This window comes from Limnohabitans sp. Hippo3 (genome assembly GCF_003063665.1).
In the GTDB taxonomy this organism is placed as follows: Bacteria; Pseudomonadota; Gammaproteobacteria; order Burkholderiales; family Burkholderiaceae_C; genus Limnohabitans_A.
Map to the genome: position 1 here is coordinate 31,724 of NZ_NESF01000014.1, position 24,207 is coordinate 55,930.

At 62.7% G+C, this 24,207-nt stretch carries 20 protein-coding genes; 16 read left to right on the forward strand and 4 right to left on the reverse strand.

Annotated features, from left to right (window positions below):
* Nucleotides 1–2: 2 nt before the first annotated feature.
* A complete protein-coding gene (gene cyaY / locus B9Z34_RS13225; protein ID WP_108428592.1) occupies nucleotides 3–332 on the forward strand; it encodes an iron donor protein CyaY in 330 nt (109 codons plus the stop codon).
* Nucleotides 333–401: 69 nt separating this feature from the next.
* Here the strand turns inward: cyaY and B9Z34_RS13230 are convergent, their stop codons facing one another.
* Nucleotides 402–2,834: a penicillin-binding protein 1A gene (locus B9Z34_RS13230; RefSeq protein WP_199220127.1), complete on the reverse strand. Its 2,433-nt coding sequence runs from the start codon at nucleotides 2,832–2,834 to the stop codon at nucleotides 402–404.
* Nucleotides 2,835–2,976: 142 nt separating this feature from the next.
* On the opposite strand from B9Z34_RS13230, the gene B9Z34_RS13235 reads away from it, so the two are divergent.
* The 10 genes from B9Z34_RS13235 (at nucleotide 2,977) to B9Z34_RS13280 (ending at nucleotide 12,665) form a co-directional block, all read left to right on the forward strand.
* Nucleotides 2,977–3,744, forward strand: a complete 768-nt coding sequence (locus tag B9Z34_RS13235; RefSeq protein WP_108428593.1) for a hypothetical protein — start codon at nucleotides 2,977–2,979, stop codon at nucleotides 3,742–3,744.
* Nucleotides 3,744–4,325, forward strand: coding sequence for a hypothetical protein (locus B9Z34_RS13240; protein ID WP_108428594.1), 582 nt, complete (start codon nucleotides 3,744–3,746; stop codon nucleotides 4,323–4,325). The genes B9Z34_RS13235 and B9Z34_RS13240 overlap by 1 nt, the downstream gene beginning before the upstream one ends.
* The gene (locus B9Z34_RS13245; RefSeq protein ID WP_108428595.1) at nucleotides 4,322–5,422 is read left to right on the forward strand and encodes a hypothetical protein; all 1,101 of its coding nucleotides are present in this window, start codon (nucleotides 4,322–4,324) and stop codon (nucleotides 5,420–5,422) included. The genes B9Z34_RS13240 and B9Z34_RS13245 overlap by 4 nt, the downstream gene beginning before the upstream one ends.
* Nucleotides 5,423–5,499: 77 nt before the next feature.
* Nucleotides 5,500–6,849 carry a type IV pilus secretin PilQ gene (locus tag B9Z34_RS13250; protein WP_233249610.1) on the forward strand — a complete coding sequence of 450 codons (1,350 nt, stop codon included), beginning with the start codon at nucleotides 5,500–5,502 and terminating at the stop codon, nucleotides 6,847–6,849.
* 130 nt (nucleotides 6,850–6,979) lie between these two features.
* Entirely contained in the window at nucleotides 6,980–7,537 is a 558-nt protein-coding gene (locus B9Z34_RS13255; protein WP_108428596.1) for a shikimate kinase, read from the forward strand.
* Nucleotides 7,538–7,578: 41 nt separating this feature from the next.
* On the forward strand, nucleotides 7,579–8,691 hold the full coding sequence (gene aroB / locus B9Z34_RS13260) for a 3-dehydroquinate synthase (RefSeq protein ID WP_108428597.1): 1,113 nt from the start codon (nucleotides 7,579–7,581) through the stop codon (nucleotides 8,689–8,691).
* Between the two features lie 3 nt (nucleotides 8,692–8,694).
* Nucleotides 8,695–9,876, forward strand: a complete 1,182-nt coding sequence (locus tag B9Z34_RS13265) for a deoxyguanosinetriphosphate triphosphohydrolase (RefSeq protein ID WP_108428598.1) — start codon at nucleotides 8,695–8,697, stop codon at nucleotides 9,874–9,876.
* Nucleotides 9,877–9,942: 66 nt separating this feature from the next.
* The gene (locus B9Z34_RS13270; protein ID WP_108428599.1) at nucleotides 9,943–11,145 is read left to right on the forward strand and encodes a CynX/NimT family MFS transporter; all 1,203 of its coding nucleotides are present in this window, start codon (nucleotides 9,943–9,945) and stop codon (nucleotides 11,143–11,145) included.
* Nucleotides 11,142–11,693 (forward strand): DUF1415 domain-containing protein, encoded by a 552-nt coding sequence (locus B9Z34_RS13275; protein WP_108428600.1) that lies wholly within the window; start codon nucleotides 11,142–11,144, stop codon nucleotides 11,691–11,693. The genes B9Z34_RS13270 and B9Z34_RS13275 overlap by 4 nt, the downstream gene beginning before the upstream one ends.
* A gap of 54 nt (nucleotides 11,694–11,747) precedes the next feature.
* Nucleotides 11,748–12,665 (forward strand): SAM-dependent methyltransferase, encoded by a 918-nt coding sequence (locus B9Z34_RS13280; RefSeq protein ID WP_108428601.1) that lies wholly within the window; start codon nucleotides 11,748–11,750, stop codon nucleotides 12,663–12,665.
* Between the two features lie 27 nt (nucleotides 12,666–12,692).
* Here B9Z34_RS13280 and B9Z34_RS13285 read toward each other — a convergent pair whose 3' ends face one another.
* From B9Z34_RS13285 to B9Z34_RS13295, 3 genes are read right to left on the reverse strand one after another with little or no spacing between them, the layout of a single operon-like run.
* The gene (locus B9Z34_RS13285; protein ID WP_108428602.1) at nucleotides 12,693–13,667 is read right to left on the reverse strand and encodes a tripartite tricarboxylate transporter substrate binding protein; all 975 of its coding nucleotides are present in this window, start codon (nucleotides 13,665–13,667) and stop codon (nucleotides 12,693–12,695) included.
* Between the two features lie 23 nt (nucleotides 13,668–13,690).
* Entirely contained in the window at nucleotides 13,691–13,993 is a 303-nt protein-coding gene (locus B9Z34_RS13290; protein ID WP_108428603.1) for a hypothetical protein, read from the reverse strand.
* Nucleotide 13,994: 1 nt separating this feature from the next.
* Nucleotides 13,995–15,353: an acyclic terpene utilization AtuA family protein gene (locus B9Z34_RS13295; protein ID WP_108428604.1), complete on the reverse strand. Its 1,359-nt coding sequence runs from the start codon at nucleotides 15,351–15,353 to the stop codon at nucleotides 13,995–13,997.
* Nucleotides 15,354–15,458: 105 nt separating this feature from the next.
* Between B9Z34_RS13295 and B9Z34_RS13300 the strand changes: the two genes are divergently transcribed.
* The 5 genes from B9Z34_RS13300 to mlaE all read left to right on the forward strand — a co-directional run bounded on the left by B9Z34_RS13300 (nucleotide 15,459) and on the right by mlaE (nucleotide 24,207).
* Nucleotides 15,459–16,166: a transposase gene (locus B9Z34_RS13300; protein WP_108428605.1), complete on the forward strand. Its 708-nt coding sequence runs from the start codon at nucleotides 15,459–15,461 to the stop codon at nucleotides 16,164–16,166.
* A gap of 132 nt (nucleotides 16,167–16,298) precedes the next feature.
* The gene (locus B9Z34_RS13305; protein ID WP_108428606.1) at nucleotides 16,299–20,993 is read left to right on the forward strand and encodes a glutamate synthase-related protein; all 4,695 of its coding nucleotides are present in this window, start codon (nucleotides 16,299–16,301) and stop codon (nucleotides 20,991–20,993) included.
* Between the two features lie 29 nt (nucleotides 20,994–21,022).
* The gene (locus tag B9Z34_RS13310) at nucleotides 21,023–22,504 is read left to right on the forward strand and encodes a glutamate synthase subunit beta (RefSeq protein ID WP_108428607.1); all 1,482 of its coding nucleotides are present in this window, start codon (nucleotides 21,023–21,025) and stop codon (nucleotides 22,502–22,504) included.
* Nucleotides 22,505–22,609: 105 nt separating this feature from the next.
* On the forward strand, nucleotides 22,610–23,428 hold the full coding sequence (locus B9Z34_RS13315) for an ABC transporter ATP-binding protein (RefSeq protein ID WP_108428608.1): 819 nt from the start codon (nucleotides 22,610–22,612) through the stop codon (nucleotides 23,426–23,428).
* Nucleotides 23,425–24,207, forward strand: a complete 783-nt coding sequence (gene mlaE, locus B9Z34_RS13320) for a lipid asymmetry maintenance ABC transporter permease subunit MlaE (protein ID WP_108428609.1) — start codon at nucleotides 23,425–23,427, stop codon at nucleotides 24,205–24,207. The genes B9Z34_RS13315 and mlaE overlap by 4 nt, the downstream gene beginning before the upstream one ends.

The following is a 24,207-nucleotide window of genomic DNA, read 5'->3' on the forward strand; positions in this document are numbered from 1 at the left end:
TAATGACCGACCTTGAATTTCTGGACCAAGCTGAACGCCTGCTGGCGGGCGTAGAGATCAGCAGTGACCGTTTGAACGACGACACCGACGCCGACATCGACAACCAGCGCGTGGGCGGCATGGTCACGCTCACCTTTCCCAACCGCAGCCAGATCGTGGTCAACTTGCAAAAGCCCCTGCACGAGGTGTGGTTGGCGGCCCGTTGCGGTGGCTTTCATTACAAGTTTGATGGCACGCACTGGATGGACACCAAGGGTCAAGGGGAGTTCTGGGAGAGCCTGTCACGCTACGCGTCCGAACAGGCGGGCCAAAACTTGTTGTTCAAGCCCTGACAAGACCAGAGCAGGTCGCCCCATACAGGCCACCCGGCGCCAGGGTGGCCAGGGTTTTGCGGCCGCGACTCAGTTCCTGAACAAATCCAGAATCCGGTTGCGCTCTTCGCCCGGAGGCGTGGCGTTGGGGGACTTGCCTGAGCCCTCCTGGCCTGTGCCCAGTGTGCTGACGCCGCCTCCGCGGGCGTATTCTTCGTACACCCAGTCGCCACCCACGTTCACCAAACCTTCGGGCACAGGCGGCTCCGAGACCGGCATGCCGCGCAAAGCGGTTTCCATGAAGCTGATCCACACGGGCAAACTCAGGCCGCCGCCAGTTTCGCGGTCACCCAGTTTGCGCGGCGTGTCGTAGCCAACCCAGACCACAGCCGCCAGATTGGGCTGGTAGCCCGCAAACCAGGCGTCCATGGCGTCGTTGGTGGTGCCGGTTTTGCCGTATATGTCCGGGCGACGCAGTGTGCCCTGCGCTCTGGCGGCAGTGCCGGAGCGCGTGACCTCTTGCAGCAAGCTGGTCATGACAAAGGCGTTGCGCGGCGGGATGGCCGGCGCTTCGCTCATTTGCACCACGGCGGGGCTGTCCACCAGCACCCGGTCCTTGAAATCGGTGATGCGCGTGATCAGATGAGGCTGAACTTTGTAGCCGCCGTTGGCAAACACCGCATAGCCTGTGGCCATCTGCATGGGGGTGACCGATCCTGCGCCGAGCGCCATCGTCAAAAAGGCCGGGTGCTTGTCTTCGTCAAAGCCGAAACGGGTCACCCATTCCTGGGCGGGGCGAGGGCCGACCGCCTGCAAAACGCGAATGGACACCATGTTCTTGGACTTCGCCAAACCTGTGCGCAGGCTCATGGGGCCGTCAAACTTGCCGTCGTAGTTCTTGGGCTCCCAGGGCTGACCGCCCGTCACGCCGCTGTCAAAAAACAAAGGCGCGTCGTTGACCACCGTGGCGGGCGTGAAGCCTTTTTCAAGTGCAGCCGAATAGATGAAGGGCTTGAAGCTCGAGCCCGGCTGTCGCCAGGCCTGCGTCACATGATTGAATTTGTTTTTGGCAAAGTCAAAGCCGCCCACCAAGGCCCGAATGGCGCCCGTTTGGGGCGTGATGGCCACCAAAGCGCCCTCCACTTCTGGCAGTTGGGTGATCTCCCAAGCCCCTTTGGGGGTTTGGGTGATGCGGACCAGGGCGCCTTTGCGCACTTGTTTGGCGGGGGGCGTTTTGTCGGACAGGCCCGATTGCGCAGGTTTGAGGCCGTCGCCCGTGATGGTGATTTGCTCGCCGTTCTGGCGAATCACCACCACCTTGCGGGGCGAGGCTTCCAGCACCACGGCCGACAGCACGTCGCCATTGTCAGGGTGGTCTTCGAGCGCGTCGTCTATGGCGTCTTCCATCTTTTTGGGGTCTGCAGGCAGATCGATGAACTTCTCGGGGCCACGGTAAATCTGGCGGCGCTCGAAATCCATGATGCCCTGGCGCAAGGCTTTGTAGGCGGCCATTTGCTCGGCCGATTGCACGGTGGTGTACACATTCAGGCCTCGTGTGTAGGTTTCCTGGCCGTATTGTGCAAAGACCATTTGACGCACGGTTTCGGCCACATATTCCGCGTGCAGGATTTTTTTGTCAGCAGCCGAGCGCAGTTTGAGCGGTTCGGCCTTGGCCGCCTTGGCCTGGGCGGCCGTGATGTACTTGTTGTCCTCCATCCGCTCGATGATGTAGAGCTGGCGTGAACGGGCGCGCTTGGGGTTGTTGATCGGGTTGTAGGCCGAAGGGGCCTTGGGCAAGCCTGCCAGCATGGCCGCTTCGGCAATGCTGATGTCCTTGAGCGGTTTGCCGAAATAAGTTTCGGCCGCCGAAGCAAAACCATAAGCCCGGTTGCCCAGAAAAATCTGGTTCATGTAAATCTCAAGGATCTGGTCCTTGGTCAGCATGTGTTCGAGTTTGTAGGTCAGCAAAATTTCATAAATCTTGCGTGTGTAGGTTTTTTCGGACGACAGGTACACGTTGCGGGCGACCTGCATGGTGATGGTGGAGGCCCCCTGGCTTTTCATGCGGCCCACGTTGGCAATGCCCGCACGCAAGATGCCCAAGTAGTCCACGCCGCCGTGTTGGTAAAAGCGGTTGTCTTCGATGGACAACACCGCATCTTTCATGACTTGGGGAATGTCCTGGATGGGCGTGAGGTTGCGCCGCTCTTCGCCGAATTCGCCCATCAACTGCCCGTCCTCCGTGAACACACGCAGCGGCAACTTGGGCTTGTAATCGGCCAGGTCGGAAATGTCCGGCAGGTTGGGGTAGGCGATCACCATGGCCACACCCACCACCAGCAAGATGGACGCCAGTCCAGCGGCAGCCAGGCCAACGGCCCATGCGGCCAGTTTCAAAACCCACGACAAAAGGTCAGGTGTGGCGCCCTTCGCTGGGGCGTTTTGTTTGTCTGGGGAGGCGGTGTCTTTGGAGGGCATAGGTGGGCTGTTGGGGCAGCCAACAAGGCGCGGGCTGCGGGTCATTATAAAAATTCCGGCCTCTGTGCTTGGAAAATTCGAAGAACTTATTAAACACTTTGGTTTTCAAAAAATTGCCACCTCGGCCGAATCATGTTACAAAACCTTGCAGTGAAGACCATTCAGGTCGTTTCAGGGGAGGCTCGACATGCAGGCATGGGTGCAGTGGTGGCAACGGTGGGCCCGGGGATCGGTCCGCCATGCCTGGGGCCTGGCACCACTCGACGGTGCCTGGGTGTTGGGCGGCTTGACGCGACCCATCCACAACCTGGCCAAAGTCCAGACCCTGGTGGCTTTGCCCGCACCCGCTGATGTGGACGCTTCAGACCTGAGCTGGCTGAGTCAGCACTTGCGCCAGCATGGGCGCTTGGGTGGCGGGGCGCGTCATCGCCTCAACATGGCCTTGCCTTTGGCGCTGATCCAGCAGGGGTACATCGACTTTCCCGCCGACTTGCCCGAAGAAGACTGGGTCTACGAGGTGCAGCTGGAAGTAGCCCAGGCCTTGCAGCTGGAGCCCGACGCGGTGAATTTCGATTTTGAACCCGCGCCACTGACCGATGGCCTGGTCCAGCGCGTGCACTGGATGGGCTGTGCGCAAGCCCGGATGGCGGACTTCAAAAGCTGCACCCGCGCGGCAGGCTGGCGACTGGCCGCCGTCGAGTCCGAACTGCAGGCCGCACAGCGGGGTGCGCGTGCGTTGCGCGGCGGGGTGGCCAGTCTGTGGACCCAGGCGCCGCAGGACTGGCAGTTTAGGCTGGACAGGCTGGGCGGACCAGTTGCTCGGTCAGAACACGATGCCGCTCAGGTGTCGGTGGACTCCGAAGCCGACATCGAAGAAGCCCTGCGGCAGGTGATGGCCACGCCCGGTGGCCCACGCCTGGTGGCGGCAGGCTTGGCCCTGAAGGCGTGGCAGTGATGCGTGCGCTGAATTTGCTCCATCACCCAGGCCTGGCTCGGCAGCAAAAGGTTTTTCACCGCTGGTGGAGCGGCTTGGCCGGGCTGCTGGTCGGCACTTCGCTGGCTTGGGCTTGGCACCATGTGCAGGTGATCGAGACGGCGCAGCTGCAGTTGGCGCAAAGCCGTTTGCAAGGGGCATTGCGGGCGCAGCAACAGCAGGCCCAGGAAGCCGCACGCCAGCAAACCCGGCTGCGCGGGCAAGCCGAACAAGCCCGCCAGCTCCAGCAGATCGCCGAGCACCAGCACACCTGGGTGAGCCTGCACGAGAGCTTGCAGCAAGAAGCCAGGGAGCGGGGCCTGAAGCTGCTGCGCTTGCACTCTGATGCAGAAAAAATCGAGTTGCACGGCACCCTGCAGCGCGCTGACGCTGTGTCTGAAGTACGGCAAAGCTTGTCGGCGCAATGGCCGCAAGCGCTGGCCTTGACCAGTATGACAGCCGGTCCCGCAGGTGAGGTGAACGTTGTCTGGCAAACCCAGTGGCCACAGGCCCAAGCGGTGGTGGCCACTTCGCCTGCGCGCAGCCAGAGGGCCAAACCATGAAGCGTTGGGCTGTGTCGCAGCTGGGCGCTTTGCACTGGCCCCACCTGCAGCGGCTGGCCGCACGCTGGTGGCGTCGGTGGGTCTACGCCCTGACCGGCTGCTCGCTGGGCGTGGCGCTGGTGTGGCTGGCGCAGCCAGAGGTGCGCGAAGAACATGCACAGGCCGAACAAGCGGTGACCAATTTGGCGCAGCAGTTGGGCGCCTTGCCTGTGGCCGCAGCCATGCCCCCAGCCCAGGCCATGCCAAGCGATGTGCAGGGCCGACTGGCCAGCTTGCCTGCCGTGACACAGCAGGGGCAAATCTGGACCGATTGGCAGCAGTTCTTGGCGGCGCATGGTTTGCGCTTGCAATCGCTGCGCCCCTTGGCCGCAGAGTCCATCGTCTCGTCCGCGTCCGCCAGTGGCGGTGCCGCGCAGCCTGCCAGCTTGCCTCATCAGGTAGCGGCTTTGCGTGTGCAGGGTCGTTTCGAGAACTGGACCCGGGCATGGGCGGCCTGCGCCGAGACAGGGCCGGTCTGCAGCCTGGACCGCATCAGCGTGGCGGCCCTGCCACAAGCGGCCGAAGTCCAGATCGATGTGGTGCTGCGCATCTGGATGCGTCCGGCCGAAGAAGGCGCTGGTGAACAGGCAATGCAAACGGCCTTGATCGTGCCCTCGTCGACGTCCCCCCTGTCCCGTTCGGCGCCTGCATTGTTTGCTGCAGAGGCGGCTGTTTCCGGGGCCCTCGCGGGCGCTGCCGCGCGTGCGGAAGGCGCGCGTTCGGAAGATGAGCGGCAAACCACTGGCGCAGCGGCAACGGGCACAGGGCTCGTCAGCGCAGCCGCCGAAGACTTGTCGCCGGACCCTCGTCATTGGCCACTGGCCCGGGTGCGTTGGGTGGGCTTGTGGCAGCAGGGCAGCGATCGGCACGCGATTTTGTCGGCCGGACCGCACGGGGCCAAGGTGCGTCTGGGGCAACGTGTCACGCAGGAAGGCCATCGGGTGGTCGCCATCGCCGAGGACGGCGTGAGCCTGCGCTTGGCGCAAGAACCGGTGATCAAGCTCGACGGTATGCGGCCCGCTGCAGAGGGTCACAGCATGGGGAGTGGGAAGCCATGAAGGATTTCAAACGGTACGGACTCCGCAGCAGCGTGTGGTTGGCATGCGTTTGCAGCGCAGGGTGGGTGGCGGCGCAAATGCCGGACAGCCCCGAACGGGCCTCGTCACCGTCAGGGTCACAAGCGGGTGTGGTGGCTGTGCCCGACGACAAACCGATCAGCCTGAATTTTCAGAACATCGACATCAAAGCCCTGTTGCAGGTGTTTGCCGACTTCACAGGGCTCAACCTGGTGCCGACCGACAGCGTGAGCGGACCCGTGACCGTGCGTTTGAACGAGGTGCCGTGGCAGCAGGCTTTGAGCATCGTGCTGCAGTCCAAGGGACTGGTGTCGCGCCAGGAAGGCCGTGTGCTGTGGATCGCACCGCAGGGCGAATGGGCCCTGCGCGAGAAAAAGCAGCTCGATGCCCAAGCCGCTTTGGAGGCGGTCAGCCCCTTGCAGATGCTGTCCTTGCGTTTGCAATATGCCCGTGCCACCGAGGTGGCCCAGCGCCTGCAAGGCGGTGCGGCGGGCAGCACAGGGGGGCGCTGGTTGAGTGCCCGGGGCAGTGTGCTGGCCGAGCCTCGCACCAACCAGCTTTTCATCTCGGACCTGCCCGCACGCGTGCTGGACCTTCAAAAAATGTTAGCGCAACTGGATGTGCCCGTTCGGCAGATCCTGATCGAGGCCCGCATCGTGGAGGCCGATGACCAGTTTGGGCAGTCGCTCGGTGTGAAGCTGGGCACGGGTCTGGCGATCCCCATGAAGGTGCAGGGCCGCTCCAACACGCTGGCCGTGGGTGCCAGCAACCAGCCCACAGCAGCCGGTACGGTGGCCGGTAACCAGGTGAATTTGCCTGCAGGATCGGCTGGGCAAACGCTCAACACCCCGGCCACCTTCGCCGTCTCGTTGTTCAATGCCGCAGCCGACCGTTTCATCAACGTGGAAATTTCGGCCCTCGAAGCCGCAGGGTTGGGCAAGGTGGTGTCGCGCCCCCGGGTGGTGACAGCCGACCAGACCAAGGCCTTGATCGAGCAGGGCACCGAGTTGCCTTATCAAACGGCCATGGGCAATGGCGTGACCGCGATTTCCTTCAGAAAGGCCAACCTCAAGCTGGAGGTGACGCCCCAGATCACGCCCGATGGTTCGGTGGTGCTGGATGTGGATGTGAACCGCGACAGCGTCGGGCAAATCACTCCGGCGGGTTACGCCATCAACACCAAGCATGTGAAGACCCAGGTGCGCGTGGAGGATGGCGGCACCGTCGTGCTGGGCGGCATTTACGAAGAGACCAACCGCAACGACGAAGCCAAGGTGCCGGGTCTGGGCGATGTGCCTGGCCTGGGGTGGCTGTTCAAAAACCGGGACCAGACCCGGCGCAAAAGCGAGTTGTTGATTTTCCTCACGCCCCGCGTGGTGGCCGATGGCCCGGCCACTCTGCCGCCCTGAAGCACGCTGCCCTTTGACCCCAGCGCAGCGCGCTTCAAGCTGGGCCAGGCTGGTCGAATACACTTGCAGGCTCTGAAGTGCTGGCCATTTTTTTGGGTGGACCAGCCCATATTCCCAGTGTGAGACTTTCTTGAGCATCATCTTCGTGGGCCTACCGGGCTCGGGCAAAACCACCATTGGCCGGCAATTGGCACGCCGCTTGGGGCTGCCTTTTGTCGACTCTGACCATGTGATTGAGCACCAATTGGGCTGCTCGATCCGGGAGTTCTTTGCCCGTGAAGGCGAAGACAGCTTTCGCGATGTGGAGCAACAGGTGCTGGACGAGCTGACCCAAACCCATGAGGGGGTGATCGCGACAGGTGGCGGGGCGGTCTTGCGCGAAGCCAACCGTCGTCATCTGCGTGAGCGCGGCCACGTGGTTTACCTGCGCTCGACGCCCGAAGACGTTTTTCGACGTGTGCGCCACGACACAGCCCGCCCTTTGTTGCAGGTGGACGACCCCTTGAGCCGCCTGCGTGCCTTGTTTGAGGCGCGTGACCCGCTGTACCGCGAGGCGGCCCATTTCGTCATTGAAACTGGCCGCCCCTCGGTGGCCACGCTGGTCAACATGATCATCATGCAGCTGGAGCTGGCCGGACACCTGCCCGCAAGCACGCCAGCGCCCTTGCAGCCCGCACACAAACCCTGAAACGCCGGGATCCCCTCTCGGACCCCCTACACTTGGGGGCTATGTCCGAGTCCACATTCCCCATTGAGAAGGTCGCCATTTCGCTGGACGACCGCAGTTACGACATCCTGATTGGCCAAGGCCTGCTCGGCCGCCCTGACACCTGGGCCGGCCTGCCCAAGGCGACAACAGCCATGATCGTGACCAATGACACGATTGCCCCGCTGTGCGAAGCCGCTTTGCGCAGCGCCATTGCCCCGCATTACAAACAGGTGCACACCGTGGTCCTGCCCGATGGCGAGGCGCACAAGGACTGGCCCACCCTGAACCTGATTTTTGACGCGCTGCTGGGCCAAGGCTGCGATCGCAAGACGGTGCTGTTTGCCTTGGGCGGTGGCGTGGTGGGCGACATGACCGGCTTTGCAGCCGCCAGCTACATGCGCGGCGTGCCCTTTGTGCAGGTGCCGACCACGCTCTTGTCGCAGGTGGATTCGTCGGTGGGAGGCAAAACCGCCATCAACCACCCGCTGGGCAAAAACATGATCGGCGCGTTCTACCAACCCGTGCGCGTGGTCTGCGACCTGAACACCCTAGGCACTTTGCCCCCGCGCGAGCTGAGCGCCGGCCTGGCCGAAGTCATCAAATACGGCCCGATTGCCGACATGGCTTTCCTCGACTGGATCGAGGCCAACATCGATGCGCTCATCGCCCAAGACCCGTCCGCGCTGGCGCACGCCGTCAAGCGCAGCTGCGAGATCAAGGCCTGGGTGGTGGGGCAAGACGAGCGCGAGGCGGGTCTGCGGGCCATCCTGAATTTTGGCCACACCTTTGGCCACGCCATCGAGGCGGGTCTGGGTTTTGGCGTCTGGCTGCACGGCGAAGCCGTGGGCTGCGGCATGGTCATGGCGGCAGAACTCTCGCAGCGTCTGGGCAAAGTAGACGCCGCTTTTGTGGCGCGTTTGCGGGCCTTGATCGCGCGTGCGGGTCTGCCCGTGCGCGGCCCGGTCATTGACGCGGCTGACAACGCAGGCCATTACATCGAACACATGCGCCTCGACAAAAAAGCCATCGGCGGCGATATCCAGTTTGTGGTGATCGAGGGCCCCGGCAAAGCCACCGTGTGCGGTGCGCCCGACGCCATGGTGCGTGAGGTGATCAACGCCTGCTGCGCCTGAACCATGTACGCCGAGTCATTGGATCTGTCAGTCGGTTCCAGCCAGCCATTGGCCAGCTTGTCGGCGCTGGCGTGTGACCCGCCGCAAACTCGGGGCCGACGGTTTGCCGAGCCGCCAGCGCCCACGCGCAACGCTTTTCAGCGGGACCGTGACCGCATCGTGCACTCCACCGCGTTCCGGCGGCTGGTCTACAAGACGCAGGTGTTCCTGAACCACGAGGGCGATTTGTTCCGCACGCGGCTCACCCACTCGCTTGAAGTCGCGCAGCTGGGCCGCTCGATTGCCCGGGCGTTGGGGCTCAACGAAGATTTGGTCGAAGCCGTGGCGCTGGCGCACGACCTGGGCCACACACCTTTTGGGCATGCGGGGCAAGACGCGCTGAATGAATGCATGGCGGAGCACGGCGGCTTTGAACACAACCTGCAAAGCCTGCGTGTGGTCGATCAACTCGAAGAGCGCTACCCGGCGTTCGATGGCCTGAACCTGAGCTTTGAAACCCGCGAAGGCGTGCTCAAACACTGCTCCCGGGTCAATGCCGAGCGTCTGGAGCTGGCCGAGCCCGGTGGTGTCGGGCGGCGCTTCATCGACCGCACCCAGCCCAGCCTGGAGGCGCAACTGTGCAACCTGGCCGATGCGATTGCCTACAACGCGCACGACATCGACGACGGTGTGCGCTCCGGGCTGATCAGCATCGAGCAACTCCTGCAGGTGGAACTGTTTGCGCACTACCACCAGCAGACTTTGGCCGAGCATCCGGGCTTGTCGGAAAAGCCGCGCCGCGTTCTGTACGAGACCATCCGCCGCATGCTGAGTGACCAGGTGTACGACGTGATCGACACCACCCGCCAGGCCGTGTTTCAGGCGGGTGTTTCTTCGTTGGAAGAAGCTCGCCTGGCCGGGCCGTTGGTGGCGTTCAGCCCGGGCATGAAGGCGCGCACTGGCGAGCTCAAAAAGTTTTTGTTCGCGCAGCTCTACCGCCACCCGCAGGTCATGTACACCACCGCACAGGCGCAACAGGCTGTGCGCGAGTTGTTCGCCGCTTACGTGGCCCAGCCCTCCGAGATGTCCGCCGACTTCGCGGCCAGTGCCGATCTGCACCGTTCGGTGGCCGACTACATCGCCGGCATGACCGACCGCTTTGCCTTGCGCGAACACGAACGCCTGACGGGCCGCAAGCTGCTGTGAGCCAGTGGAGCGGTCTTGGTGGGAGCGAGCCCCTGCTCGCGAACGGGTGATCGGAGGCTTTGCAGCATGACCACCCCGCCCCAACATCGCACCGCCTGGCTCGTCGTCCTCGCGGGCGGCGTGGCGGCCTTGCAGGTGGGTAAGCTGCCGCCCGCCTTGCCCGCGCTGCAGGCCGAGCTGGGTCTGACGCTGCTGCAGTCCGGTTTCCTTTTGTCCATGGTGCAGCTGGCTGGTTTGAGTCTGGCCGTGTTCATGGGCTTGTGGGCCGATGGCATGGGTCTCAAACGCAGCATGGTGCGGGGCCTGTGCCTGTTGGCGTTGGCCAGCGGTTTGGGTGGGTTCGCCACCTCGGTCACTGCGTTGCTGTTGCTGCGGGCCATCGAAGGCCTGGGCTTTTTGCTGGTGGCCTTGCCCGCGCCCGCTTTGATTCGCCGCCTGGTGCTACCAGTACAGCTGCCCGGCATGTTGGGCGTGTGGGGCGCGTACATGCCCACCGGCACGGCGCTGGCTTTGCTGGCTGGGCCGCTGTTCATTCCGGCCTGGGGCTGGGGCGCTTGGTGGTGGCTGTTTGCTGCCGTGTCGCTGGCCATGGCCGCGTGGTTGTGGCGCAGCGTGCCCGCCGACCCAGTGGCCCACACAGCCGCCGCTGGGCAAGGTGCCTGGCAGCGCCTGCGCCGCACCTTGAGCGCCCCCGGCCCATGGCTGGTGGCCCTCACTTTTGGCATGTATTCGGGTCAGTGGCTGGCGGTGGTGGGTTTCCTGCCGTCCATTTACGCCGCCGCTGGTGTCGGCGGTGCGTTGCTGGGCGTGCTCACGGCCTTGGCGGCGGCTGTCAACATCGTGGGCAACATGGCATCGGGCCGTTTGCTGCAGCGCGGCTGGGCACCCCGCAGCACGCTGTGGCTGGGCTTTGGCGCGATGGCATTGGGCAGCACGGTCGCCTTTGCGCCCTTCACCGAAAGCCTGCCTTGGTTGCGCTTTGCCGGGGTGCTGTTGTTCTCGGGCATGGGTGGTTTGGTGCCGGGCACGCTGTTCAGCCTGGCGGTGCGTCTGGCCCCGGGCGAGCAACAAGTGGCCACCACCGTGGGCTGGGTGCAGCAACTCTCGGCCCTGGGCCAGTTCGTCGGCCCCCCCGTGGTGGCGGCCGTGGCCGCCCGTGCAGGCGGCTGGCAACTCACACCGCTGGTCACGGTGGGGTGTTGTGTGGTGGGGGCGGGCTTGGCTTGGGTGGTGCAGCGCTTGCTTGCGCAGGCACAATCTCGCCCATGACCGACATGAACACCCCCGAAATTGCCGACACCGTGCGCTGGCTCGAACGCGCCGTGATTGGCCTGAACCTCTGCCCCTTTGCCAAAGCCCCGCACGTCAAGGGCCAGATCCATTACGTGGTGAGCGAAGCCAAAGGCCTCGAAGGCTTGCGCGACGAATTGATTGAGCAGTTGCAGGCGCTGGCCGCCATGCCCGCCGAAGAGCGCGAGACCGTGCTCTTGATCGTGCCGCAGATGCTGCAAGACTTTTTGGCGTTCAACGACTTTCTGGACGAGGCCGATGCGGTGCTGCAAGAGCTCGACATGGAGGGCGTGTTCCAGGTCGCGAGTTTTCACCCGCAGTTCCAGTTTGCCGACACCGAGCCGGACGACATCAGCAATTTCACCAACCGTTCGCCTTACCCCACGCTGCACCTGCTGCGTGAGGAAAGCATCGATCGGGCGGTGGAGGCGTTCCCTGAAGCCGAGATGATCTACGAAACCAACATCGAGACCATGGAAAAGTTGGGAACCGAGGGCTGGAAAAAGCTCGATGTCGGCCCGCACTGAAACCCTGGTTGGTGATTCCTGCATCCGTTGTCATTCCCGCGCAGGCGGGAATCCATGCCCGCACCCACTTCGCTCCACGCCATGAAAAGCCCGAAACGCGCAACCCAGTCGCCCGCCGCCAACCCTGACGCACTGCCCCCCGAGGTGCGCCCCGGCCAGTCGGTTGAGTTGCTCAAGCAGCTGCACATCCTCACGCGCGAGGGCAAGCTCAACCAGGACTCGCGCCGCAAACTCAAGCAGGTTTACCACCTGTTTCAGTTCATTGAAAAGTTGTTGCTGGAATTGCCCGCGAGCGTCAGCGACCCCACCTTGGCCGACCACGGCGCGGGCAAGTCGTATCTGGGCTTCATCATTTACGATCTGTTTTTCAAGGCGCTGGGCCAGGGCACGATCTACGGCATCGAAACGCGCAGCGAGCTGGTGGAGTCATCCAAAGCGTTGGCCCAGAAGCTGGGCTTTGAGCGCATGCGCTTTTTGAATGTGAGCGTGGCCGAATCGACGCAAAGTGATGAACTGCCCGCACAGATTGACGTGGTCACCGCACTGCACGCTTGCGACACGGCCACCGACGATGCCATCGCCTTCGGTCTGCAAAAGAAAGCCAGATACATGGTGCTGGTGCCTTGCTGCCAGGCCGAACTGGCCCGGGCGCTCAACCAGAACAAGGCGATCAATCTGCAGCGCACCCCGCTGGCCGAGCTCTGGCGTCACCCCCTGCACACCCGCGAAGTGGGCAGTCAACTCACCAACGTGCTGCGCTGCCTGTATTTGGAGTCACAGGGTTACCAGGTCACGGTGACCGAGCTGGTGGGCTGGGAGCATTCCATGAAAAACGAGCTGATTCTGGCCAAGTACACCGGTCAGAAAAAACGCGCCTCCGGCGAGCGCCTGCTGGCGCTGCTTCAGGAGTTTGGGGTGGAAGAACTGATGGGCGGGCGTTATCCACGGGTCGCCAGATCAGCAGCGGTCTGATCTGGCGCCCAGCAGACATCAACCGCCTTATTGCGGCTCAATTTTCGCGTCGCGAATGGCCTTGGCCCATTTGGCGGTTTCGGCTTTGGAGCGTTGCGCCAGTGCTTCGGGTGAGGCGGGGGCGGTCTCAAAGCCCAGGGCCGAGAAGCGCTCCAGGATGGTCTTGTCGTTGGCCGCAGCGTTCACCGCGGCGTTGAGCTTGTTGACGATGTCGGGTGGCGTGCCGGCCGGGGCAAAGACCGCAAAATAGGCGATCAGTTCATAGTCCTTCAGGCCCAGGGCTTCGTTGACGGTGGGCAGCTCGGGGATGGCCTTGGAGCGCTGTGTCGAGGTGACGGCCAGGCCGCGGATCTTGCCCGCCTTGACCTGGGGCAGCATGACGGCAAAGTCGGCGGTGAACATGTTCACCTGGCCGCCAATCAGGTCGGTCATGGCCGCCGGGCCGCTTTTGTAGGGCACATTGGTCATCTGGATGCCCGCCATGCTGGCGAGCATTTCGCTGGACACCAGTTGCGAGGTGCTGGCGCTGGCGAACGTCACTTGTGTGGGCTTGGATTTGGCCAGGTCCACAAATTCTTTGAGGGTTTTGGCGGGAACATCGTTGTTCACCGCCACGATCAGCGGCACCGAGCCCATGTAGGCCACGGGCGCAAAGGCGGTGTCCTGGTCATAGGGCAGCTTTTTCATCAGGCTTTTCAGGGCCGCGTTGGTGCTGTTGGTGCCAATCAGGATGGTGTAGCCATCGGGTGCCGACTTGGCGACCGCGTCCGCACCCAGCATGCCGTTCACCCCAGCGCGGTTGTCCACCACCACGGGTTGGCCCAGAACTTCCGACATTTTTTGGGCAAAGGCGCGGCCAATTTGGTCGGTGGCGCTGCCCGCCGCAAAGGGCACCACGGCCTTGATGGGTTTGTTGGGGTAGGCCTGTGCCAGGGCTTGGGATGCCACAAGGCCAAGGCCCAAGGCGGCAGACAACAAAGAAGCGATGCGCAAACGTTTCATGGGTTCTCCAGTGGGTCAAAAAATCATTCAATCACAAAGTTCAGCAGGTGCGCACTCAGGCATTTCCCGTGGGCGTCCAGAGCCAGCGAGCGGGTGACCCCGCCGCCCAGCGCTTGGTGCATGACAAAGTTGAGGGCGCCCAGTTGGGGCAGGGCGTAGCGTTCCACCGGGCCGTGCACGGTGCCTGCAAAGTGGGCTTGCACCCGTTCGGCGCTCAGGTGTTGTTCCAGCAGGGCAAAGTCTTTTTTGTCGTAAGCGATGACCGACAAGGTGGACCGGTTGCCTTTGTCGCCGGTGCGGGTGTGGGCGATGTCGCGCAGCAGCATGTCAGTCTCCTTCTGCGTTGAGCAGCACGGTGGTGGTGTGCACGGCATTACGCGGCATGAGCACGGCGGCAGCGGCGATGACTTCGCGCACGGTGCGTGTGGCGCCGCCGCCACCGGCCGGGCCGTTGGTGTAAAGCGCTTCGACCTCGTGCGCCACATGCTGGGCTTGTGTCAAGGTGGGCACGCGCAGGGCCACGCGGGCACGCACTTCGGCGGGTTCTGTCATTGCTGCGCTGGAGGGGCCGAAGATCGCGTTCACGCCGATCAGGTCGTAGCGACCTTCGAACTCGGCATAACCGGCATCGGCCAGCCGTTGTCGCACCAGCTCCAGCGCCAGTTGGCCCCGTGCCTGCGCGCCCGGCCCGGCATAGCTGATTTGGCCCTCGCCAATGAAGCCGTCGCGGTAGCCCAGGGTGACCTTGAGCGTGTCGGTTCGGGTATGGCCGCTGCCACCGGTCACTTGAACGCGATCTGGGGCCAGCTGCGTCAGCTGCACCTGAGAAAAATCGGCCACCACATCGGGCTGCAGGTAGCGGGCGGGGTTCTCGATTTCGTAGAGCAGTTGTTCCGTGCAAGTGACCACCGTGACGCAGCCGCCAGAGCCCGCCACTTTGGTGATGACGGCTTCGCCCGAGGCGCTGACTTCGGCCAGCGGAAAACCCAGTCGGGCCAGGTGGGGTACATCCTTGTAGCCCGGATCGGCAAAGTAGCCGCCTGTGATCTGCGCCGCGCATTCCAGCAAATGCCCGACCAGGACGCCTTGGCCCAGCCGCGTCCAGTCATCGGATGCCCAGCCAAAGTGGTGCATCAAGGGGGCCAAAAACAGCGCCGGATCGGCCACGCGGCCGGTGATGATGACCTGGGCGTCGGTTTGCAGCGCGGGCAGCAGGGCTTCGGCCCCCAGGTAGGCGTTGGCCGAAATCAGTTGGGGTTGCAGATCGGCCAGGATTTGCGTGCTCTCCAGCACGGGCAGCGCCAAGCCGGTTTGGCTCAGGGTGGCCAGCACATCGTCGCCCAGCACCACCGCCACTTTGACTTGGGACAAACCCAATTCACGGGCCACAGCCAGCACCGCGTGCCCGGCCTGCAGCGGGTTGGCCGCACCCATGTTGCTGATGATGCGGGTCCCATTGCGAATGCAGGCGGGCAGCACGGCACGCATGCGGGCTGGCAGCATCAGGTCAAAGCCTGCATCCGGGTCTTTACACCGCTCCAGTTGCGCCAAGGCAATCGTCCGCTCGGCCAGGCACTCGAACACCAAATAGTCCAGCTGGCCTTTTTCGGCCAGCTCCACGGCAGGCGCAATGCGGTCGCCGGCATAACCCGCGCCTGCGCCGATGCGAAGAGTTGTTTTGTGCATCCTGCAAGCTTAATGGAGTAGGCATCCACAGGCTGTCTCGAGGGAGCTTGGATTTAATTGGGGTCAGATCCCAATTAAACTGCTTGTCCTCTTCAAGGAGTTCCCATGGCCCGCCAACCCCGCCTCACCGTTGCCGCTTACCCGCACCACGTCATCCAGCGCGGCAATGACCGCCAAGCCATCGTGCGCGACGATGCGGACCGCGAGCGTTTGCTGGCGCTGTGGCAAGAGCATGCACAAACTTTCAAGGTGGCCATCCATGCCTACGTGATCATGGACAACCATTTCCATCTGCTGGTCACACCCGAAACCGACACGGGTCTGCCGCAGATGATGCAGGCCGTCGGCCGGGCCTATGTGCGCTATTTCAATCTGCGGCACCAGCGCACCGGTACGCTGTGGGAAGGCCGCTACCGCAGTAACCTCATTGAGAGTGAGCGCTATCTTTTGGCGTGTATGGTCTACATCGATCTGAACCCGGTGCGGGCAGGCATGGTGGGACAGCCTGCGGATTACAAATGGTCCAGTCACAGGCACTGTATTGGGCAGGGCAGCGACAAGTTGGTGACGACGCATGCCCTGTTTTGGGGCTTGGGCAATACCCCGTTTGCGCGCGAGGCCGCTTATGCCGAGTTGGTGCAGGCCGGTCTGGCGCAGTCAGATAAAGAACAGTTGACTCAAAGCGCCTTGTCAGGATGGGCGTTGGGTTCAGCCAATTTTGTCCAGGCATTGCAGCAGTCCACGAATCGCCGACTGCAGCCGGGAAAGGCTGGGCGGCCTTTCAAGAAAACCGTCGAATCTGCATCCGATTAAATCTGTCCCCAATTAATCCTAAGCCAATTCAAAAGCCAAATTAATTGGGATCTGACCCCAATTAAAAAGTTTGGCACGGTTGCTGCAGTGCACTACACTCTTCGATCTGCGTGAAAACCCTTAGGAGCGCCCATGACTTCGGCCAGTGCAAAAGAACACTTCCAATCGACCGGTCTGTATGACCCGGCCAATGAACACGATGCTTGTGGTGTCGGCTTTGTGGCCCACATCAAAGGGCATAAGACCCACGCCATCGTGACGCAGGCGCTCAAGATCCTTGAAAACCTGGACCACCGGGGTGCGGTGGGTGCGGACGCGCTCATGGGCGATGGTGCCGGTATCCTGATCCAGCTGCCCGATGCGCTGTACCGCGACGAAATGGCCAAACAAGGCGTGGCCCTGCCACCCTTTGGTGAATACGGCGTGGGCATGGTCTTCTTGCCCAAGGAACATGCTTCACGCATGGCTTGTGAGCAAGAGCTCGAGCGTGCCGTCCGGGCTGAAGGTCAGGTCGTGCTGGGTTGGCGCGATGTGCCCGTCAACCGCGACATGCCCATGTCGCCCCGCGTGCGCGAAAAAGAGCCGGTCATGCGCCAGATCTTCATCGGCCGTGGTGCCGACGTGATCGTGCAAGACGCCTTGGAGCGCAAGCTGTACGTGATCCGCAAGACCGCCAGCGCCGCCATCCAGGCCCTGAATCTGACGCACAGCAACGAGTACTACATCCCCAGCATGTCCAGCCGCACCGCGGTATACAAAGGCCTGCTGCTGGCCGACCAGGTCGGCACCTATTACCTGGACCTGCAAGACGAGCGTTGTGTGTCGGCCCTGGGCCTGGTGCACCAGCGCTTCTCCACCAACACCTTCCCCGAGTGGCCTTTGGCTCACCCCTACCGATATGTCGCGCACAACGGCGAGATCAACACCGTCAAGGGCAACTACAACTGGATGAAGGCCCGCGAAGGCGTGATGTCTTCGCCCGTGTTGGCTGCCGACCTGCAAAAGCTTTACCCCATCAGCTTCGCCGGTCAGTCCGACACCGCCACTTTTGACAACTGCCTGGAACTGCTGACGATGGCGGGCTACCCCATCAGCCAGGCTGTGATGATGATGATCCCTGAGCCTTGGGAGCAGCACACCACCATGGACGAGCGCCGCAAGGCCTTCTATGAATACCACGCTGCGATGCTGGAGCCATGGGACGGCCCCGCATCGATCGTGTTCACCGACGGCCGCCAGATTGGCGCCACACTGGACCGAAACGGTCTGCGCCCCTCGCGCTACATCATCACCGACGACGACATGGTCATCATGGGTTCGGAAACCGGCGTGCTGCCGATTCCCGAAAGCAAGATCGTGCGCAAGTGGCGTCTGCAGCCCGGCAAGATGTTCCTGATCGATCTGGAACAAGGCCGCATGATCAACGACGAAGAGCTGAAGGTCGGTCTGGCCAGCGCCAAGCCCTACAAGCAGTGGATCGAGAACCTGCGTGTCAAGCTGGACGACGTGGCCGCGGCCCCCGTGCAAGCGCCCGCATCCGATGTGCCTTTGCTCGACCTGCAGCAGGCCTTTGGCACTACACAAGAAGACATCAAGTTCCTGTTGGCCCCGATGGCGTCTGCCGGTGAAGAAGCCATCGGCTCCATGGGCAACGACAGCCCACTGGCCGTGTTGTCTGACAAAAACAAACCGCTGTACAACTACTTCAAGCAGTTGTTCGCGCAAGTGACCAACCCGCCGATCGATCCGATCCGCGAAGCCATCGTGATGTCGCTGGTGTCCTTCATCGGCCCCAAGCCCAACCTGCTGGACATCAACCAGGTCAACCCACCGATGCGTCTGGAGGTGAGCCAGCCGATCCTGAACTTCGCCGACATGGCCAAGCTGCGCAACATCGAGCAAGCCACCAAGGGCAAGTTCAAGAGCGCCACACTCGACATCACCTATCCTGCGCTGTGGGGCCGTGAAGGCGTGGAAGCCAAGCTGGCATCGCTGTGTGCCGAAGCGGTGGACGCCATCAAGGGTGGCCACAACATCCTCATCATCAGCGACCGTGGCGTGAACGCCACCCAGGTGGCTGTGCCCGCGCTGCTGGCGCTGTCGGCCATCCACCAGCACCTGGTGACCGAAGGTCTGCGCACCACCGCAGGTCTCGTGGTCGAGACCGGCACCGCCCGCGAAGTGCACCACTTTGCGGTGCTCGCCGGTTACGGCGCCGAAGCCGTGCACCCCTACCTGGCCATGGAAACCCTGGCCGCGCTGCACAAAGAGCTGCCGGGTGATTTGTCGGCCGAGAAAGCCATCTACAACTACGTCAAGGCGATTGGCAAGGGCCTGTCCAAGATCATGTCCAAGATGGGCGTATCGACTTACATGTCGTACTGCGGTGCGCAGCTGTTTGAAGCCATCGGCATCAACAGCGAGACCATCAACAAGTACTTCACCGGCACCGCCAGCCGCGTGGGCGGCATTGGTGTGTTCGAAATCGCCGAAGAAGCCTTCCGCATGCACGCCGCCGCCTTTGGCGATGATCCGGTTTTGGCCACCATGCTGGATGCGGGCGGTGAATACGCCTGGCGCGCCCGTGGTGAAGAGCACATGTGGACACCCGACGCGATTGCGAAGTTGCAGCACTCTGCCCGTGCCAACAACTTCAGCACTTACAAGGAATACGCGCAGATCATCAACGACCAAAGCAAGCGCCACATGACGCTGCGTGGTCTGTTTGAGTTCAAGATCGATCCGTCCAAAGCCATCCCGCTGGAGCAGGTCGAGCCTGCGGCCGAGATCGTCAAGCGGTTCGCCACCGGCGCGATGTCCTTGGGCTCGATCTCCACCGAAGCCCACGCCACCCTGGCCGTGGCCATGAACCGCATCGGCGGCAAGAGCAATACGGGTGAGGGCGGTGAAGACGCCAACCGTTACCGCAACGAACTCAAGGGTATCCCGATCAAATTGGGCGACTCCTTGAAGAGCGTGATCGGTGCAGAAAACGTTGAAGTCGACATGCCTTTGGCCGCCGGTGACAGCCTGCGTTCGCGCATCAAGCAGGTCGCTTCGGGCCGTTTCGGTGTCACCGCCGAATACTTGTCGAGCGCCGACCAGATTCAGATCAAGATGGCCCAGGGCGCCAAGCCCGGTGAGGGCGGTCAGCTGCCCGGCGGTAAGGTCTCCGATTACATCGGCAAGCTGCGCCACTCGGTGCCCGGTGTGGGCCTGATCTCGCCACCTCCGCACCACGACATCTATTCCATCGAGGACTTGGCCCAGTTGATCCACGATCTGAAGAACGTGGCCCCGCACAGCGACATCAGCGTCAAGCTGGTGTCCGAAATCGGCGTCGGCACCATCGCCGCCGGTGTGGCCAAGTGCAAGGCCGACCATGTGGTGATCGCGGGCCACGACGGCGGCACGGGCGCATCGCCTTGGTCGTCGGTCAAGCATGCAGGTTCGCCTTGGGAAATCGGTCTGGCCGAAACCCAGCAGACCTTGGTGCTCAACGGCTTGCGCGGTCGCATCCGTGTGCAGGCCGATGGCCAGATGAAGACCGGCCGCGACGTGGCCATTGGCGCCTTGCTGGGTGCGGACGAGTTCGGCTTTGCCACTGCACCGCTGGTGGTCGAGGGTTGCATCATGATGCGCAAGTGCCACCTCAACACTTGCCCTGTGGGTGTGGCCACTCAAGACCCGGAACTGCGCAAGAAATTCACCGGCAAGCCCGAGCATGTGGTGAACTACTTCTTCTTCATCGCCGAAGAAGTGCGCCAGATCATGGCCCAGCTGGGCATTGCCAAGTTCGACGACATGGTGGGCCGTGCCGACCTGCTTGACATGCGAGCCGGCGTGAGCCACTGGAAGGCCCGCGGCCTGGACTTCTCCCGCCTGCTGGCGGTGCCCCAAGTCACGGTGGACGCCGACGTGCGCCATGTGCAAACCCAGGACCATGGTCTGACCAAGGCGCTCGACAATGTGCTGATCGCCAAGAGCCGTACGGCCATCGACAAGGGTGAAAAAGTCCAGTTCATGGAAACCGCCCGCAACGTGAACCGCTCCGTGGGGGCCATGCTCTCCGGCGCGGTCACCAAGGTGCACCCCGAAGGTCTGCCCGACGACACCATCCGCATCCAGCTCGAAGGCACGGGTGGTCAGTCCTTTGGCGCTTTCTTGTGCAAGGGCATCACGCTGTACCTGATCGGCGAAGCCAATGACTACACCGGCAAAGGCCTGTCGGGCGGTCGCGTGGTGGTGCGCCCGAGCCTGGAGTTCCGTGGCGTAGCCGCGCAAAACATCATCGTGGGCAACACCGTCATGTACGGGGCGACCACGGGCGAGGCCTTCTTTGCCGGTGTGGCTGGCGAGCGCTTTGCGGTGCGTCTGTCGGGTGCCACCGCCGTGGTGGAAGGCACAGGCGACCACGGTTGTGAATACATGACCGGTGGCACCGTGGCGGTGCTGGGCAAGACTGGCCGCAACTTTGGCGCGGGCATGAGTGGCGGTATCGCCTATGTGTACGACGAAGACGGTGAGTTTGCCTCGCGCTGCAACACCGCCATGGTCAGTATGGAAAAAGTGCTGACAGCGGCCGAGCAAGAAGCCCAAGTCGACCGCAAAGTGTGGCACCGCGACCAGGCCGACGAAGTGCAGCTCAAGAAACTGCTGGAAGACCACCACAAGTGGACCGGCAGCCAGCGTGCCCGTGAGTTGCTGGACAGCTGGGCCACGGCCCGTGCCAAGTTCGTGAAGGTGTTCCCGAACGAATACAAGCGCGCTCTGGGCGAAATCAACGCCAAGAAAGCCGCCAAGGCCGCTCAGCCTGTGGCTGCCTGAGCCCCACGTCAAGAAGCTAAGGAAACATCATGGGAAAAATCACAGGTTTCATGGAATTTGAGCGCATCGAAGAAGGCTACAAGCCCGTCACCGAGCGCCTGAAGAATTACGGTGAGTTCGTGATCGGCTTGACACCCGAGCAGTCCAAAACCCAGGCAGCCCGCTGTATGGATTGCGGCACGCCGTTTTGCAACAACGGCTGCCCGGTCAACAACATCATTCCGGACTTCAACGACCTGGTGTACCAGGGCGACTGGAAGAACGCGATCGAGGTGCTGCACAGCACCAACAACTTCCCGGAGTTCACGGGGCGCATTTGCCCCGCGCCTTGCGAGGCCGCTTGTGTGGTGAACTTCAACGGCGATGCCGTGGGCATCAAGTCCATCGAGCACGCCATCATTGACCGCGCCTGGTCCGAGGGCTGGGTCACACCCCGCCCCGCCAAGGTCAAAACCGGCAAGACCGTGGCCATCATTGGGGCTGGCCCCGCTGGCCTGGCTGCAGCCCAGCAGCTGGCGCGTGCAGGCCACGACGTGACCTTGTTCGAGAAGAACGACCGCGTGGGTGGTTTGCTGCGCTACGGCATCCCCGACTTCAAAATGGAAAAGTCGCACATCGACCGCCGCGTCAAGCAGCTGGAAGCTGAAGGCGTGAAGATCCGCACCAGCGTGTTGGTGGGCGAGTGGCCCAAGGACTCCAAGGTCACCAACTGGGCCAAGGAAACCATCAGCGCCGAGCAGCTCAAGAAAGACTTCGACGCTGTCCTGCTCACCGGTGGTTCCGAGCAGTCGCGTGACCTGCCCGTGCCTGGCCGCGACCTGGATGGCATCCATTTCGCGATGGAGTTCCTGCCCCAGCAAAACAAGGTCAACGCAGGCGACAAGCTCAAAGGCCAGCTGCGTGCCGATGGCAAGCATGTCATTGTCATTGGTGGCGGTGACACCGGCAGCGACTGCGTGGGCACCAGCACACGCCACGGCGCCGTCAGTGTGACCCAATTCGAGGTGATGCCCGAGCCCCCCGAGAAAGAAAACAAGCTGATGGTCTGGCCTTACTGGCCCATGAAGCTGCGCACCAGCTCCAGCCACGACGAGAGCGCCGAAAAAGGCCTGCTGCAGCGCGAGTTCGCCATTTCGACCAAGGCCTTCATCGGTGAAAAGGGCAAAGTCACCGGTCTGAAAACCGTGCACGTCGAATTCAAGGACGGCAAGATGGTCGAAATCGCCGGTACCGAGAAGGAATACAAAGCCGATCTGGTCCTGCTGGCCATGGGTTTCACCAACCCGGTCGCCACTGTGCTCGACGCCTTTGGCGTGGACAAAGACGCCCGCGGCAATGCCAAGGCCAGCACCGACTTCACGGGCGGCTACGCCACCAACGTGAACAATGTGTTTGCCGCAGGCGACATGCGCCGGGGTCAGTCGCTGGTGGTGTGGGCGATCCGCGAAGGCCGCCAAGCCGCACGCGCCGTCGACGAATTCCTGATGGGGCAAAGCGACCTGCCGCGCTGAGGCTACCCGGTTATAGGTAAAATCCCTTAATCTCACGGATCGGCCCAGCGCCGACCCGGTTAAAACAACACCACAAGAGCCGGATCCATCCGGCTCTTGTTTTTCATGAACGCCACAGCCACACCACCGCCTCTTGTTGAATTGCGCGACCTGACTTTCGGGTACGGCGACCGTGTCATCCTGAAGAACCTCAGCTTCAAGGTGCCGCGAGGACAAGTCACGGCCCTGATGGGCGTTTCAGGGGGCGGCAAGACCACGGTGCTGCGCCTCATTGGCGGGCAGATCCGTGCCAGCCATGGGCAGCTCTTGTTTGATGGCGACGACATCACCCCGATGCGCCAAACCGAGCTGTATGCCGCACGCCGCCGCATGGGCATGCTGTTCCAGTTCGGCGCGCTGTTCACCGACATGAGTGTGTTCGACAATGTGGCGTTCCCCTTGCGCGAACACACCCGTTTGTCTGAAGATCTGATCCGCGACATCGTGCTCATGAAGCTCGATGCGGTGGGTTTGCGCGGTGCGCGGGACCTGAAGCCTTCCGAGATTTCCGGGGGCATGAGCCGCCGCGTGGCCTTGGCCCGCGCCATCGCCTTGGACCCTGACCTGATCATGTACGACGAGCCCTTTGCAGGCCTCGACCCGATCTCGCTGGGCACGGCCGCGCGATTGATTCGCCGCTTGAACGACAGCCTGGGCATCACCAGCGTCGTGGTCTCACACGATGTCACCGAAACCTTTGAAATCGCCGACCATGTGGTCATCCTGGCCAATGGCGGTGTGGCCGCGCAGGGCACGCCTGCCGAGTTGCGGGCCAGCACGGATCCGCTGATCCACCAGTTTGTGCATGCCCTGAGCGACGGGCCGGTGCCTTTCCATTACCCGGCCCCCACGGCCGCGCAAGACTATGACCGGAGGTCGGCATGATCGCCGCCATGTTGGGCGCTTTGGGCGCATCCACCCGACAGCTGCTGGCCGACTGGGGCTTTGGCGCCCGTCTGTTTTTCAAGCTGCTGGGCATGTCGGGCGCTGCGCTCAAACGCTTCGGTCTGGTGCGTGACCAGGTGCATTTTCTGGGCAACTACTCGCTGGCCATCATCACGGTGTCGGGCCTCTTTGTGGGCTTTGTGCTGGGTTTGCAGGGCTACTACACGCTGCAGCGTTATGGTTCGGCCGAGGCGCTGGGCTTGCTGGTGGCCCTCAGCCTGGTGCGCGAGTTGGGCCCGGTGGTGGCCGCCTTGTTGTTTGCCGGTCGCGCCGGGGCATCGCTCACGGCCGAGATTGGCCTCATGCGTGCCGGTGAGCAGCTCACGGCTCTCGAGATGATGGCGGTGGACCCGGTGCAGCGCATCTTGGCGCCGCGCTTTTGGGGTGGCATCATCGCCTTGCCCTTGTTGGCGGCCGTGTTCAGTGCGGTGGGCATCTTGGGTGGTTATGTCGTGGGCGTGTTGCTGATCGGCGTGGATGCGGGTTCTTTCTGGAGCCAGATGCAAGGCGGCGTCGATGTGTTCAAGGACGTGGGCAACGGCATCATCAAAAGTGTGGTGTTTGGCGTGGCGGTGACCTTCATCGCCTTGCTGCAAGGCTATGTGGCCAAGCCCACGCCCGAAGGTGTGGCCAGTGCCACCACGCGCAGTGTGGTGGTTTCTTCTTTGTCGGTGCTGGGGCTGGATTTCATCCTGACCGCGATGATGTTCAGTATTTGA

Bases quoted from the DNA above. Each gene is read 5' to 3' on its own strand.
- B9Z34_RS13290 (WP_108428603.1), bottom strand. From the start codon at position 13,993: ATGCTGCTGCGCGACATCGCCCACACCCGCACCGGCGACAAAGGCAAC.
- aroB (WP_108428597.1), top strand. From the start codon at position 7,579: ATGTCCGAGTCCACATTCCCCATTGAGAAGGTCGCCATTTCGCTGGAC.
- B9Z34_RS13275 (WP_108428600.1), top strand. From the start codon at position 11,142: ATGACCGACATGAACACCCCCGAAATTGCCGACACCGTGCGCTGGCTC.
- B9Z34_RS13240 (WP_108428594.1), top strand. From the start codon at position 3,744: ATGCGTGCGCTGAATTTGCTCCATCACCCAGGCCTGGCTCGGCAGCAA.
- B9Z34_RS13235 (WP_108428593.1), top strand. From the start codon at position 2,977: ATGCAGGCATGGGTGCAGTGGTGGCAACGGTGGGCCCGGGGATCGGTC.
- B9Z34_RS13300 (WP_108428605.1), top strand. From the start codon at position 15,459: ATGGCCCGCCAACCCCGCCTCACCGTTGCCGCTTACCCGCACCACGTC.
- B9Z34_RS13245 (WP_108428595.1), top strand. From the start codon at position 4,322: ATGAAGCGTTGGGCTGTGTCGCAGCTGGGCGCTTTGCACTGGCCCCAC.
- mlaE (WP_108428609.1), top strand. From the start codon at position 23,425: ATGATCGCCGCCATGTTGGGCGCTTTGGGCGCATCCACCCGACAGCTG.
- B9Z34_RS13285 (WP_108428602.1), bottom strand. From the start codon at position 13,667: ATGAAACGTTTGCGCATCGCTTCTTTGTTGTCTGCCGCCTTGGGCCTT.
- B9Z34_RS13310 (WP_108428607.1), top strand. From the start codon at position 21,023: ATGGGAAAAATCACAGGTTTCATGGAATTTGAGCGCATCGAAGAAGGC.
- B9Z34_RS13270 (WP_108428599.1), top strand. From the start codon at position 9,943: ATGACCACCCCGCCCCAACATCGCACCGCCTGGCTCGTCGTCCTCGCG.
- B9Z34_RS13305 (WP_108428606.1), top strand. From the start codon at position 16,299: ATGACTTCGGCCAGTGCAAAAGAACACTTCCAATCGACCGGTCTGTAT.
- B9Z34_RS13280 (WP_108428601.1), top strand. From the start codon at position 11,748: ATGCCCGCACCCACTTCGCTCCACGCCATGAAAAGCCCGAAACGCGCA.
- cyaY (WP_108428592.1), top strand. From the start codon at position 3: ATGACCGACCTTGAATTTCTGGACCAAGCTGAACGCCTGCTGGCGGGC.
- B9Z34_RS13295 (WP_108428604.1), bottom strand. From the start codon at position 15,353: ATGCACAAAACAACTCTTCGCATCGGCGCAGGCGCGGGTTATGCCGGC.
- B9Z34_RS13265 (WP_108428598.1), top strand. From the start codon at position 8,695: ATGTACGCCGAGTCATTGGATCTGTCAGTCGGTTCCAGCCAGCCATTG.
- B9Z34_RS13315 (WP_108428608.1), top strand. From the start codon at position 22,610: ATGAACGCCACAGCCACACCACCGCCTCTTGTTGAATTGCGCGACCTG.
- B9Z34_RS13250 (WP_233249610.1), top strand. From the start codon at position 5,500: ATGCCGGACAGCCCCGAACGGGCCTCGTCACCGTCAGGGTCACAAGCG.
- B9Z34_RS13230 (WP_199220127.1), bottom strand. From the start codon at position 2,834: ATGACCCGCAGCCCGCGCCTTGTTGGCTGCCCCAACAGCCCACCTATG.